This window comes from Spirochaetota bacterium, from assembly GCA_017999915.1.
Taxonomy (GTDB): Bacteria; Spirochaetota; UBA4802; order UBA4802; family UBA5550; genus RBG-16-49-21.
In genome coordinates, this window is sequence record JAGNKX010000005.1 from 56396 (window position 1) to 70863 (window position 14468).

At 57.8% G+C, this 14468-nt stretch carries 7 protein-coding genes; 3 read left to right on the forward strand and 4 right to left on the reverse strand.

The window, feature by feature from the left end; all coding sequences use genetic code 11:
- Nucleotides 1-46: 46 nt before the first annotated feature.
- On the reverse strand, nucleotides 47-3304 hold the full coding sequence (locus KA369_08975; protein MBP7736088.1) for a PAS domain S-box protein: 3258 nt from the start codon (nucleotides 3302-3304) through the stop codon (nucleotides 47-49).
- 37 nt (nucleotides 3305-3341) lie between these two features.
- On the reverse strand, nucleotides 3342-6764 hold the full coding sequence (locus KA369_08980) for a PAS domain S-box protein (protein ID MBP7736089.1): 3423 nt from the start codon (nucleotides 6762-6764) through the stop codon (nucleotides 3342-3344).
- Between the two features lie 257 nt (nucleotides 6765-7021).
- On the opposite strand from KA369_08980, the gene KA369_08985 reads away from it, so the two are divergent.
- A complete protein-coding gene (locus KA369_08985) occupies nucleotides 7022-8212 on the forward strand; it encodes a hypothetical protein (GenBank protein ID MBP7736090.1) in 1191 nt (396 codons plus the stop codon).
- 39 nt (nucleotides 8213-8251) lie between these two features.
- Here KA369_08985 and pyrR read toward each other — a convergent pair whose 3' ends face one another.
- Entirely contained in the window at nucleotides 8252-8791 is a 540-nt protein-coding gene (gene pyrR, locus KA369_08990; GenBank protein MBP7736091.1) for a bifunctional pyr operon transcriptional regulator/uracil phosphoribosyltransferase PyrR, read from the reverse strand.
- A 3-nt stretch (nucleotides 8792-8794) separates the two neighbouring features.
- Nucleotides 8795-12118, reverse strand: a complete 3324-nt coding sequence (carB, locus tag KA369_08995; protein MBP7736092.1) for a carbamoyl-phosphate synthase large subunit — start codon at nucleotides 12116-12118, stop codon at nucleotides 8795-8797.
- A 337-nt stretch (nucleotides 12119-12455) separates the two neighbouring features.
- On the opposite strand from carB, the gene KA369_09000 reads away from it, so the two are divergent.
- Entirely contained in the window at nucleotides 12456-13133 is a 678-nt protein-coding gene (locus KA369_09000) for a response regulator transcription factor (protein ID MBP7736093.1), read from the forward strand.
- Nucleotides 13134-13526: 393 nt separating this feature from the next.
- Nucleotides 13527-14468 (forward strand): hypothetical protein, encoded by a 942-nt coding sequence (locus KA369_09005; protein MBP7736094.1) that lies wholly within the window; start codon nucleotides 13527-13529, stop codon nucleotides 14466-14468.

A 14468-nucleotide genomic window follows, 5' to 3' on the forward strand; every position in this document is an offset into this window, starting at 1 on the left:
AAACACCTCTCGTGATAATATGATAATTCCCTGTCCGGGAAATCGCCTACTTTTTCGGGAACCTGACGGTTATTTTGGTCCCGCCGGAGCGATCCACCTCGACGGCGCCCGTGAGCTGCCGCGCCAGCACCGGCACCAGTGAGAGGCCCAGGGTCTTCGTCGCGTTGAAATCGATCGATTCCGGCAGCCCCACGCCGTTATCGCCGACGGCAAGCTCCACCATGCCGTCCCTCTCGGCCACGGTGATCACGATATCGGGATCTCTCCGCCACCCCGCCGGGAAGGCGTATTTCAGGGCATTCGTCACAAGCTCGTTGATGATCAGGCCGCAGGGTATCGCCTGGTCTATCGTCAGATCGATCCTGCCCGCCATGATCCGGGGCTCCCGCATCCGCGCCGCGCGGTGATAGCTGGAGAAGAGCTCGTTGACGATGGTGGTGATATAGGTCGATATATCCAGCCGCGAGATGTCCTCCGACTGGTACAGGAGCTCGTGGACCAGCGCCATCGACCTGATGCGGCTCTGGGCGTCGGTGAAGTATTTCTGCAGGTCATGGTTCTCGATGTTCGAGGACTGGAGGTTGATGAGGCTCAGGATGACCTGGAAGTTGTTCTTGACCCGGTGGTGCACCTCTTTCAGGAGCGTCTCCTTTTCCCTGAGGGATTGCCTGATCTGCTCCTCCATCTGCCTGCGCTCGGTGATGTCGCGCCCGATACCCTGTATGCCGACGGGCCTGCCGTCCCTGATCATGAGCTGGGTTATGACTTCAAGGGGTATCCGCCCGCCGTTTTTTGTCTGGAGCTCCACCTCGTACGTCGTCGACTCTCCCTTCTCCAGCTTTTTTTTCAGCATTGCCAGCGCGAGCTCCCGGTATTCGGGCGCCACGATATCGGATATGGTCAGGTTAATCGCCTCATCATGGGAATATCCCGTCTTATCCAGGGCCTGCTTATTGAAGGAGGTATACTTGCCGTTAAGATCAAGCGTGAAAATGAAATCATTGGCGTTGTCGAAGAGGTAGCTGTACTGCTCTTCGCTCTCGTGCATGGCCTGTTCCGCCTTCCAGCGCTCGGTAACATCAATGACGACAACCATCGCGCCGGCGACTGCATTGTTGATGTCGCGGATCGGGCTCGCGCTGAAGGAAATCCAGAGCCTGGCGTCGCTGGTGGTGGCCATGTAGGGACCCTCATAATAAGAGGTCTTGCCGCCCAGGGCCTCCATGATGGCGGGCGTCACGGTCTTGTCGCGCAGGTTCTTGATGTCGAAACCGATGATCTTTTCCCTTGATGACCGCATGATCTCCTCGTAACGCCTGTTGCAGTCGACAACGATGAGATCCCTGGAAAAAATAACTATCCCGGCCGGGGACTGGTCAAAGACCGCGTGGAACATCTCTTCCCGCTCGCGCTGGATCTTTTCCGCCTCATGCTTTTCGGAAAGATCGATGACAACAAGGAGCCCGCCCTTCACGGTCCCGTCGATTCCCCTGATGGGACTGATGCTGCTGGAGACCCAGAGGAAGGCGTCGGACGTTGTCGCCTGGTAGGGGCCTTCGTAGTATGACATCTTCCCTTCGAGCGCTTCCTTGAGGTTGGGGATGATCGCCTGGTCCCTCAGCTTGGCGATGTCAAAGCCGATGATCGACTCCCGCAGCGACCCCAGCATATCGGCGAACCGCTTGTTGCAGTCCGTGACCTTCAAATCATTCGAATAGAGGACGATGCCCACCGATGTCTGCTCGAAGATCGCCCGGAAGTTGGCCTCCTGCTCCTTCAGGGCCACTTCGGTCAGCTTGCGCTCGGTCAGATCAATGACCACGCCGATCCCGCCGACAACATCGCCGTCGGGGCCCCGCAGGGGGCTGACCGTGGCGGAAATCCATGGCACCTTCCCCGTAAGGGTTGAAAGATAGGGGCCTTCGTAATAGTTCGGCTTCCCGTCGAGGACTCCCCGTATGGCGGAAATGATCCCCTTTTCCTTGAGGATGCTCAGGTTCAGGCCGACTATCCGGTCCCGGGGCGCCTTGATCATATCGGCAAACTGCTGGTTGCAGTCAAGCACCATGAGACTGCGGTCGTACATGAACACGCCGGCCGAAGACTGTTCGAAGAGGGCGCGGAACCTCTCCTCGCTCTGCTTCAGTGCCTCAAGGGTGCGGCGGTGCTCGGTCACATCATAGGCCGACGCGAGCACATAATCCTTGCCGCCGGAATGGATTTTCACGCCGGACCAGATAACATTCCTGATCCCCGTTGCCGACTGCATGTCGATGGGAATGTCGCGGATGGAACCCTTTTCCGAAAATGACTTGAAAATCCGCTGCCGGATCTCCGGCTGGACCAGGGTATGGAGATCGAGGGACGTATGGCCTATGACCTCTTCGCGGGAGCGGCCGGAAAGCTTCAGAAACTCATCGTTCACATCGGCATAGCTGCCTTCGGGAAGTGACAGGATCGACAGCCCGATGGGACTGGAGTGAAAGGCGGCGTGGAATTTCTCCTCGGTTTCCTTCAGGGCCTCAATGGCCCGATTACGCTGGGTCACATCGCGGGAAACGCCATGGAGGCCGATGATGCGGCCGCCGTCGTCACGGATGGCCTTGACCGTGTTTTCCATCATGATCACCGAGCCATCCTTCCGGATGTGCTCAAATTCCACCGTCACGGTCCTGTCCGGGTCTGCGCCGCCCGATTCCTCGATCCGCATTTCCTCGGCAAACCGGTCCATCATCCGCGTGTACGTGCCTAAGGGAATCATTTCGCCAAGCTTGTGGGACATCCGTTCCTCGACGGTAAAACCCATCACCTTTTCGACCGAGGGGCTTATATACGTGACATTGAAATTCGCGTCGGTTGTCCATACGACATCGCTTATCATGTCGGTAACGAGGCGGTGCCGCGCCTCGCTTTCCCGCAGCTTCATCTCAAGGCCGCGGCGGTGCAGGGCTGTATCGATGGTGGAAAACAGGTCCTGGGCGTTGATCGGCTTGATGACATAGCCGTAGGGGTTGGTCTCCCGCGCCCGCTTGACCGTGGCCATGTCCGCGTTCCCGGTGATGTACACTACGGGGATATCATAGGAAGACGCTATGACCGTGGAGGCCTCGATCCCGTCCATCCCCCCCGGCAGCACGATATCCATGAGAATGAGATCCGGCCGGACCTCGCCGCATTTGGCTATGGCCTCCTGCGCCGTTTGCGCCGCGCCGGCCACTTCGAACCCCATGCCGGCAAGTGAATTTTTCAAATGCATTGCTATTATGGCCTCATCCTCAACGATGAGAACGCGCTTTTTCGTCATCTCAGCTCCTTGTTGAAGCCAATCATCCCTGAAGACGCTATCCCAGGATCTCTTTCAATTTACCGGCAAGTATATCCATCTGGTACGGCTTCTGTATGAATCCATCCGGACCCTTTCCGGTGAACCGGTGTGTTATTTCCTGCTCGTTGTATCCGCTTGACATGATCACGGGCACGCCGTTCCTGAGCTTGCGGAGCTCATGGAAGGCTTCCTCGCCGTCCATCTGCGGCATGGTCAGGTCAAGTATGACACAGGCGATTTCATCGGGGCGCTCCCTGAATATGTCCAGGGCCTCCTTCCCGTTCGACGCGGTCAGGACCGTCAGGCCGAACCTCTCAAGCATGCGTTTCCCCAGGGAGCGTATTGTTTCCTCGTCATCCACCAGGAGGACCGTGCCGCTCCCGCGCCAGCCATCTTCGGTGCCGCGTCCGCCAGGCTGACGCTCCGCCGGCGCTTCGACCGCCGGGAGGAATATCTTGAAGGCGGTGCCCCGGCCCCTCTCGCTGTGGAGCCTGATGGCCCCCTTGTGGCTGCGGACAATGCCGAGGACGGCCGCGAGGCCGAGGCCGCGCCCCGTGAACTTGGTTGTGAAAAAGGGGTCGAAGATCTTCGGCAGCATCGCCCTGTCCATGCCGCAGCCGGTGTCGGCCACCTCGATATAGACGTAGGTGCCCGCTGGCAGCTCCTCGTTCAGCCAGGACCCCGCCAGGAACTCCCGGTCGCATTCCATCGCGCCCGTGGAAATGGATATGATGCCGCTCTTTTCGCTGATGGCGTCCGATGCGTTTATGACCAGGTTCATGATGATCTGCCGCATCTGCGTCGCGTCGGCCTCGATCGAGGGAAGCCCCGGCGCGAAATGGTACCGCAGCATGGCCTTCTTTGAGACCGACAGGTCCAGCATGTGCTTCATGTCCTCCACGACGTCGTTCAGGTCGAGGATCTCGCTGAGGAAACGCCCCTTGCCGGAATACGCGAGCATCTGCCGGCAGAGGTCGGCGGCGCGCTGGGACGCCTTGGCCGCCTCCTGCAGATTGCTCCGCGAGGGCGACACGGGGGACATGTCAAGGAGGGCCAGGTCGATGTTCCCCAGGATCGCCATGAGGAGATTGTTGAAATCGTGGGCGATGCCCCCGGCGAGGACGCCCAGACTCTCCAGCTTCTGCGTCTGCTGGATCTGGGCTTCGATCTTGCGCCGCTCCTCCTCGGCCTTCTTCCGCTCGCCGATGTCGCGCACGAACAGAAGCACGGCGGGGTTCCCTTCCCAGTTGAAGAGGACAGAGTTGAGCTCAATCCACTTGATGGCGCCCTCGCGGCCGATCAGGCGCGCCTCGTATGTAAAGGGGGTCATATCTCCCCCCAGCCTCTTCCGGTACCGCTCCGATATCATGGCGCGGTCGTCGGGATGGATAAATTCCGTGAACGCCCTGGAATAAAGGTGCTCCCGGGTGTAACCGGTAATGTCAATAAAGCGGGGATTCACGAACACGAAGCGCCAATCCTGAAGGACCACGATCCCCTCATTTGCGTTGTCGACGAGGAGGCGGTTGCGCTCCTCCGATATCGACAGGCTTTCCTCGGCCCGTTTCCGGTCGGTGAGATCGCTGACAACGGCCATGCCGCCGACCACGATCCCCAGGTCATCCCGCACGGGGCTTGCGGTTACCGAGATCCACAAGCTGGTATCGCTCGTGATGGCCTGGTAGGGCCCCTCATAGGTATTGTTATTCCCATTGATTGTGTCCTGCAGCTGCCTCACCAGCGATTCATTCCTGAGGTTCTTCAGGTCGATACCGATAATACTCTCCCGCTTTGATCCCATAATTTCCGCGAGGCGGGCATTGCACTCGGTCAAAACAAGATCCTTGCTGAACATGAAAACGCCGGCCGGGGACTGGTGGAACAGGGCATGGTACCGCTGCCGGCTGTCGCGGAGGTCTTTTTCAGCCTTCACCCGCCGCGTGACGTCGCGGCAGACCACCAGGTTGCCCCGGATACTCTCATCGTCGATGAGATTCTCCGCGATAGCATCCATGTAAAGCCACGAACCGTTGGCGTGACGGACACGAAACAGGTGGGGGTTCTCGTCATTGGTTCTATCGAGGACCTGGAGGTAGGCCATTCTTGTCGATTCGACATCATCGGGGTGTATATAATCAAAGACCGACTTCCCAAAAAGGGATTGTCCCAGGATTTTCATCGTGGACGGGTTTTCGAATAGCACGACACCCTCGGCGTCCATGATCACGACCATTTCCTGCAGGTTCTGGATAAGCGCGCGGAAGCGCTTCTCGCTCTCGTGGAGGGCCTGCTGAGCCTCGACGCGCTGGGTGACGTCATGGCACATCACCAGGAGCCCCCGGATGCCCGGGTCATCGGTCATATTCGTGGCGAGGGCCTCCAGGTGAATCCACGTATTATCCAGCTTCCGCACCCTGAACAGCGTCGGCAGATGGGGATTCGTTCTCGTTATAACATCCTTGAAGTCCTTGAGCACCCGCTCCCTGTCATCGGGATGAATGAACTCAAAGGCATTCTTACCCATGATCGAAAAGCCGAGACTGGCTGCGGTAATGGGATTCTCGAAGGTAACAACGCCCGCCTGGTCCATGATGAGAACGAAATCCTCGAGATTGTCCACCAGGGCGCGGAATCGACACTCGCTGTTTCGCAGGGCCTCCTCGGCCCGGCGCCTCTCGGAAATATCCCTGGACACGCCATGGATGCCGATGATGCGTCCCTCGCGGTCGCGGATCGCCCGCATCTTGTTTTCAACCCATACGGTCGATCCATTTTTATGGTAGTATTCCACTTCCATGGTTATGGTCCGCTCCGGATCTATACCCATCTCCGAGTCCCGCTTCAGCTCCACGGCGAACCTCTTCATGATCATCGTCAGCGACTCCGGCGTGAGCTGCTCCTCCACCTTCTGGGCGTACCGCTCCTCGGGGGTAAAGCCGAGGGTGTTGACGATGGACGGGCCGGCGAAGGTCGTCCGCATGTTCAGGTCCATGGTCCAGACCATGTCGCTCATCTTGTCCGTGATAAAGCGGTACTTCTCCTCGCTTTCCACGAGGCGCCTCTCCAGCTTGTGACGGTGGAGGGCCGTGTCGATCATGGAATAGAGGTGCAGGATATTGACCGGCTTCAGGATATACCCGTGGGGGTCCGTGTCGCGGGCGCGGGAAATCGTCGCGACATCGGCGTTGCCGGTCATGTAGACCACGGGGATGGAGAGGGTTTGCTTGATTACCTTCGCGGCCTCGATACCGTCCATGGAGCCCGCGAGAACGATATCCATGAGAATCAGGTCGGGATGGAGCTCGGCCGCCATACTCACGGCGTCTTCCCCCGTCTTGGCGCTGCCGCATACCTCGTACCCCAGCTTCAGCAGGGTACTCTGTATGTGCATCCCGACGATTGCCTCGTCTTCAACGATCAGTATCCTTGTCTGTGTCATAGGGCCATGATTGGCGAATTGCAATAGTCCTCCCGGTATAGTGAAACAGAAAAAGGCATTAATAATTCAGCACCGGATCGGAACATCAGTCAATAACAATTTTCACGCTCTCCCGATCCTGGGATTCCTCTATATAATATAACAAGAGACATGACGGTTTTTCAAAAAATTGAACGACACATTGCAAAAATGATTTGAAAATTGAGGTTATCCGGCTATGGTAAAATCGATCATAGACATTTACCGGCAGGATGTTCATGGACGAAAGCATATTCATAGATCTGCACAACAAGGCCGAGGATTTCGGATCGATCGAGAGGCTCGTCAGCGAGTCGTCGAAGCTCCGGAAAAAGCATTCCGAGGAGTCGATCTCCCTGATCAAACAGTCCCTCGAGATCGGCGATATCCTGAACCACGAATTCGAGATCATATCGCGGGCGAATAAAACCATGCGGGACCAGCACAGCGCCATACTGAACTACTGCAACGTCCTCGATTCCAACACGGCCCGCCAGAAGGAGATCTTCGGCGCCCTTAAGGACAATGCCTTCGTCAGCCATGATACGCTGGGCCAGGTGGAAGAGATGGTCCGGAGCCTCTCCGATTCGCTGCACAAGGCGATCATCCTCCTCCACATGATCATCGAGAACGATAACGAGATCATCCTGATGGACAATCTCATCATTAGCCGGAAGAAGTTCCAGAGGGACTCCATAGACCGGCTCAAGAAGCTGGCCTTCCGGACCCTGGAAGACGCCGAGAGCGCCATCCGCGGTTCCTCGTCGAACCTCAAGCGCGGCCTTCAGCTGGCGGAGGGCCTTGCCGGGGTGGAGCGACACCTGTCCGATAAAAACCGGGAAGAGCTGAGCAGGCTCATCGGCGAGGCCAACACTGGATGGAACATCGCGGCCGCGGTGAACCGGAGCTCCGCCACCCAGGTGCTCTTCGCCGAACAGGTGGGCGAGTTCACGGCCAGGCTCCATGAAGACTCGGAGGCGATCCGCGACCTGGTGGTGGACAAGCACGGTCTCTTTTCCCGCAACCGTGAACTGGCCAGGGAGCTGACGGTCATACTCTCCCTCGAGATCAAGGATTACCTCCCCGCCGGGGAGCTGGCGAACAAGGTGTGCTCGGAAACGGACCTCCCGGCCGGCATCCGCCGCCTCGCCGACAACCTCGTTTCCTACGCCGCCATCGCCTGCAGGGACATTCTCTTCGTGTCGAATCTCAACTTCGACATGACCGACAGCATCAGCCTGAACGCCGATATCGAGAAAAAATCCGTAGACCTCACCAGGACAGAACTGGAATACTTCGAGCGGATCAGGCAGGAAGTGCAGAGCATGACCGAAGCGACCAAGTACCCCATCGAAGGATCGGAGCGGAACATCGAGAACGGGAAGATAATAGAGGGCTACCTGAAGAAGATAATGGAAGGGATGGGATGAGTGAAGGCGCGGTTGCGCAACCGCGCCTTCAGGATATATTCACTCATCCTTATGGATCACCACGCTGTCCCCGGAAGGCGTCTCGCCGGAAAGAATGACTTCAATCGCATCCTTGATGCCGGTCTTGATGCGGTAACCGCAATAGTCGGGCTGTATCGGCAGCTCGCGGTTCCCCCGGTCGACCATGACGAAAAGCCGTATGGCCTTGGGCCTTCCGAACGACGTCAGCGTCTCCAGGGCCGCCTTGGTGGTGCGGCCGGTGAAGATCACGTCATCCACCAGGAGTATGGTCATGGCGGAAATGTCAAATGCTATGGAAGTCTCCTTGATGGACGGGAGAACGCCCCTGGTGGCGAGGTCGTCGCGGTAGAAGGTTATGTCAAGGGTGCCGCTCTTCACCGGCTTGCCGGAGAGCTCCTCGATGCGGCTCCGGATGCGGCGGGCGAGCTCCACCCCGCCGGTCTGCAGTCCCACCACGGCGAACTTCTCATTATCATCGAGATCGTTAAAAATCTGACCGGATAGGCGGTCGATGATTTCAGCGATATCCTTGCTCTGGAGCAGCACTGTCGTTCCCATAGCTCACACAACCTCTTTGTGATATTCCTGGATAGGCCTGACGAAATAGTTCTTGTTCTTTTTGATTTCCAGGAGGCCCCGGATGGCGGCCCGCGCCGACTGCACGGTGGTCATATAGGGGATATGGTACCGCACACCGGCCTGCCGGATCAGGTAGGAGTCGTCCTTCGAGACCTTCCCGGAGGGCGTGTTTATGATCATGTCGATCTCCTTGTTCTTCATCAGGTCGATGATGTTGGGGCGGCCCTCGCTCACCTTGTGCACCTGGCCGCAGGGAATGCCCAGGTCGTTGTAATACTGCGCCGTCCCCTCCGTGGCGATGAAGCGGAAGCCGTTCTCGTGGAGGCTGCGCACCTCCGGGAGAAGCTCGTCGCGGTAGCGGCTGCTGACAGAAAGGAGCACCGTACCGGACAGGGGCAGGGAATCACCGGCCGCCAGGGTCGCCTTGTAGAAGGACTCGCCGAAATTGTCCGAGATGCCCATCACCTCGCCCGTCGATTTCATCTCCGGCGACAGGAGCGTGTCCACGCCGGGAAACTTGTTAAAGGGAAGCACCGCCTCCTTGACGCTGACGAAGGGGATCTTCTTCATCCTGGTGAGGCCGTACTCCGAGAGCTTTTTGCCCAGCATCACGCGCACCGCCATCTTCGCCAGGGGCACGCCGGTGGTCTTTGACACGAAGGGCACGGTTCGCGACGCCCGCGGGTTCACCTCGATGACGTAGAGCTTCTCGTCCTTGATGGCGAACTGTATGTTCAGCAGGCCCACCACCGCGAGCTCCCGCGCCAGGGCCTCCGTGGTCTCGGATATGGTCCGGATCATCGTCTCGGAAAGGGAAAGGGGCGGTATAATGCAGGCCGAATCCCCCGAGTGGATCCCCGCCTCCTCCACGTGCTCCATGATGGCGCCGATGTACACGGCAGTTCCGTCGGAGAGGGCATCGACGTCGATCTCTATGGCATCCTCCAGGAAGTCGTCCACCAGGATCGGGTGCTCCGGCGAGAGCTCCACAGCCGTGGCGATGTAATCCCGAAGGCTGTCCTCGTCGTAAATGATGGCCATGGCGCGGCCGCCCAGCACGTAGCTGGGCCGCGCCAGCACCGGGTAGCCGATCGACCCGGCGATGCGGATCGCCTCCTCCTCGGCGAAGGCGATGCCGTTCTCCGGCTGCAGCAGGCCAAGCTTGCGCACGACCTCGGCGAAGCGCTCACGGTCCTCGGCGCGGTCGATCGAATCGGGGGACGTGCCGATGATTTTCACGCCGTTCTCCTCGAGGGCGCGGGCCAGGCGCAGCGGCGTCTGGCCGCCGAACTGGACGATGACGCCGTCCGGTTTTTCCTTGTTGTATATGTGGAGGACGTCCTCCAGGGTCAGCGGCTCGAAGTAGAGCCGGTCCGATGTGTCATAGTCGGTGGATACCGTTTCCGGGTTGGAGTTCACCATGATCGACTCGATCCCCTCCTCGCGAAGCGCGAAAGAGGCGTGGCAGCAGCAGTAATCGAACTCTATCCCCTGGCCGATCCGGTTGGGACCGCCGCCGAGGATCATGATCTTCTTCCTGTCGGAGACGGCCGTCTCGTCGGCGTCGTCATAGGAAGAATAATAATAGGGCGTGAAGGCCGCGAACTCCCCGCCGCAGGTGTCCACCAGGCGGAAGCCGGGGACGATGCCCTTCTCCAGGCGGAACTTCCGCACCTCGTCCTCCCGGGCCTTGATGGCCTTCGCGTAGTCCTTCTGGAAATCGGGGCCGCGCTCGTACAGGCGGACCAGCTCGTCGCGGTGCGACAGGTAGCCGAGCTGGCGGTCGGAAAAGCCGAGGCGCTTCATGCGCCGGACGGTCTCCTCGTCCAGGTCCTTTGTCTTGCGATCCTCGGCGAAATCCTGCGCCGCGTCGGTTATCTCCTTCAACTGGCCCAGGAACCAGCGGTCGATCTTCGTGAGGGTGTGGACCCGTTCCACCGTCCATCCCATCTTGAAGGCGACGTTGAGGAAGAACATCCGGTCCTCCCGGGTGTTGACGAGCTCCTTCTCAATGATGTCGCGCTTGTGGCGCTCGGGAAGGCGCTTCAGCATCTCGACTATCTTGACGACGCCGTCTGAGCCGAAGCCGTAGCGGTTGATCTCAAGGGAGCGAAGGGCCTTCTGGAAGGCCTCCTTGAAGGTGCGGCCGATGGCCATTGCCTCGCCGACGGACTTCATCTGCGTGCCCAGGCGCGAATCGGCGCCTTCGAATTTCTCGAAGGCCCACCGCGGGGCCTTGACCACGACATAGTCGATGGTCGGCTCGAAGGAGGCCGGCGTTTCCCTGGTGATGTCGTTCGGTATCTCGTCCAGGGTGAGGCCCACGGCGAGCTTGGCCGCGATCTTCGCGATGGGGAACCCCGTTGCCTTGGACGCGAGGGCGCTGGAGCGGCTCACGCGGGGGTTCATCTCGATGATCATCACCCGCCCGTCCTCGGGATTTATCGCGAACTGTATATTGGAGCCGCCGGTATCGACGCCGATCTCGCGGATGATCTTGATCGCCATGTTCCGCAGATTCTGGTATTCCCGGTCGGAGAGGGTCTGCTGCGGCGCCACGGTGATGGAGTCGCCGGTATGGATCCCCATGGGGTCTATATTTTCGATGGAGCAGATGATGACCACGTTGTCCATCCGGTCGCGCATCACCTCGAGCTCGAATTCCTTCCACCCGATCACCGACTCCTCCAGGAGCACCTGGTTGATGGGGGACTCGTCGAGACCCCGGGCCACCAGGTCGATGAAGTCCTCGCGGTTGTACACGATGTTTCCGCCGGTGCCGCCCAATGTGAAGGCGGGGCGGATGATGATGGGAAGGCTTATCCGCTCCAAAACCGTCAGGGCCTCCTCGATCGACGAGGCCAGTCCCGACTTCGGCACCGACAGGCCGATGTCGACCATGGCCTGCTTGAAAAGGTCGCGGTCCTCGGCCTTCTTGATCGACTCTATGTTCGCGCCGATGAGCTCGATGCGGTGGCGCTTGAACACGCCCCGCTCTCCCAGGGCCAGGGTCACGTTCAGCGCTGTCTGGCCGCCGACGGTGGGCAGCACCGCGTCGGGCTTTTCAATGGCGATGATCTTCTCCACGACGTCCGGGGTGATCGGCTCGATATAGGTGCGGTCGGCCAGGTCCGGGTCGGTCATGATGGTGGCCGGGTTGGAATTGATGAGCACGACCTCATAGCCTTCCTCTTTGAGGGCCTTGCAGGCCTGGGAACCGGAATAATCGAACTCGCAGGCCTGGCCGATAACAATCGGGCCGGAGCCGATGATTAGTATTTTTCTGATATCTATTCGTTTGGGCATAACTCTCCATGGATCAACCTACGAATTACAATTTTTGTATAGAATATTTGTCAATTAAAATAGTATCAAATTATCACTAAATTTACATGGAAGATATAGTGCGGCTTAACCTTCATGGCGGCCCCGGAAATGGCTGAACATTCCGGGAATGCCATGGGCCGAAAAAAATAATATTTGACTTTCATGGCCCGGCGGGCTCATATATAGTCTATATATAAAGAATGTCATCGGGCAGAGGAAATACTGCCTGCAATCAGACACGATGATGGCACACCATAGTTTTCGGCCCAATTCCCGCGCGGCCGCCGCGTCAGCGTGACTGATAAATGATATGACTATGGACGACAGCAAACGTATTTTCATTGTCGATGATCATCCGATGATCTGCCAGGGGCTGGCCCTGATGATCACGAAAAGGGCGCCCGACCTGGAGGTATGTGGAGACGCCGACGATATAGGCTCGGCCCTCGACAAAATCTCCGCCCTGCAGCCGCACCTCGTGGTGATCGACATCGAGCTGAAAAACTCGAACGGCCTCGACCTTGTCAAGGCGATGCGGTCGCGCCATCCCGATACCCCTTCCCTCGTGTTCTCCATGCACGACGAATCCGTGTACGCCGAGCGCGCCCTTCGGGCCGGCGCCAAGGGATATGTCATGAAGGACCTTCCCGTGGAGGCGCTGGTTGACGCAATCCGCAAGATCCTGGACGGCAAGCTCTATTTCAGCGAAGACGTCACCATGAAGATACTGGGGAAATTCGTCAATATCGGGCTTGACGAATACGAGCTCCCTCTTAACAAGCTTTCCAACCGTGAGCTTGAAATATTCCAGCTCATCGGCCAGGAAATGAAGAGCGGCATCATCGCGAAAAAGCTCAACATCAGCATCAAGACCGTGGAGGCGCACCGCGACAACATCCGGAAAAAGCTTATGCTGACCACCAACGACGACCTGAACCGCTTCGCGCGGGAATGGTCCATGCACGGCCGCAGCGCCTCGCAGCCGACGCACTGACATCACCCCCGGCTTTTTGTTGTAGGACAAACTGCTCACACATCACTAGGAATATTCCTATTAAAAAATAGGCAACCCTCCTAATTGACGACATCCTTCTTATAATAGTACTTTTCATGTATAGTGATCGTTTCAGGATAACACATTCATTGTCATGCGTAGTGATATTGCAAGATAACATTATCAAGATCATCCCTCCACATGATGCGCAGGGATGCTGTCAGGGATAAAAAAAAGGGGATGCGGCGTTCAGCACATGGCAACGACACAATACACACATAGAAGGGAGACATCTTCATAACACTTCGGGAAAACACCAGAGGCTGTTTCCATTCTCGAACAGTTCCATGATACCGCCATTCCTATTCATGACGTCACCGGAGAACGGGGAAGATGATATTTCGATACGACAACGAAAGGGACAAGATATTCTTCAGCGAAACCGATGACAGGAAAAACCGTATCGAGTTCGAGCGGCATGTTCACGCAATCCAGGAGGAATACGGCATATCCGGCCATTACGAGCGTTGGGAATCGGTTTTCCGCGAGCTGACAAGCGTCGATGGCCGCCTCGAAAGCCCCATCATGTTCTACGACGAGACGGGGGCGAAAATATACAAGTGCCACCTCTTCCCCGAGCACGACTCCGCCGGCAACATAATCTCCATCATATGCATATCCCAGGACATCACCGAGATTATGAAGATCATAGACACGATCTGCACGCTCCAGAAAGAGAAGGAAACGATGCTCCAGGAGCTGCACGACCGGGTGAAGAACAACCTCCAGATCGTCGAAAGCCTTCTCCGCCTGCAGGCCGACCGGATCAACGATTTCAATTACTACTCCCTGTATGAAAATTACATCAACCGGATCCACGCCATCGCCCTGATCCAGAACAAGTTCTACCAGGAGAACAACCTGGAGGTCGTCAATCTCGGCGAATACATCGGGGACTTTATTGAATCATTGCAGAAAAACAGGACCCTTGATTCAAAGGAGGTCCGGATCAACCACACCGTGGAGAACGACAAGCTCGAATTAAAGGTCGCCGTACCATGCGCCTTGATAATCAACGAGCTCGTCATCAACTCATTGCAGCACGCGTTCCCGCCCGGCACGAAGGGCTCCATAACCATCAGCTTCTCGTGGGATTTTCTCGAGATGGCCCACGCCCTCGAAGTATCGGATGACGGCATAGGGATTCCGGAACACGTGGACTGCTACAATCCGGCAACGATGGGTCTTGAGCTGGTGAACGCCCTGGTCCGCCAGTTGAAGGGAACCATCTCCATATCACGCAACAACGGGACTCACTACAGCATACGGTTCTAG

What these genes read in the sequence shown, in the direction of transcription:
- pyrR (MBP7736091.1), bottom strand. Translation starts at nt 8,791, where the DNA reads ATGGGAACGACAGTGCTGCTCCAGAGCAAGGATATCGCTGAAATCATC.
- KA369_09000 (MBP7736093.1), top strand. Translation starts at nt 12,456, where the DNA reads ATGGACGACAGCAAACGTATTTTCATTGTCGATGATCATCCGATGATC.
- KA369_08985 (MBP7736090.1), top strand. Translation starts at nt 7,022, where the DNA reads ATGGACGAAAGCATATTCATAGATCTGCACAACAAGGCCGAGGATTTC.
- carB (MBP7736092.1), bottom strand. Translation starts at nt 12,118, where the DNA reads ATGCCCAAACGAATAGATATCAGAAAAATACTAATCATCGGCTCCGGC.
- KA369_08975 (MBP7736088.1), bottom strand. Translation starts at nt 3,304, where the DNA reads ATGACGAAAAAGCGCGTTCTCATCGTTGAGGATGAGGCCATAATAGCA.
- KA369_08980 (MBP7736089.1), bottom strand. Translation starts at nt 6,764, where the DNA reads ATGACACAGACAAGGATACTGATCGTTGAAGACGAGGCAATCGTCGGG.
- KA369_09005 (MBP7736094.1), top strand. Translation starts at nt 13,527, where the DNA reads ATGATATTTCGATACGACAACGAAAGGGACAAGATATTCTTCAGCGAA.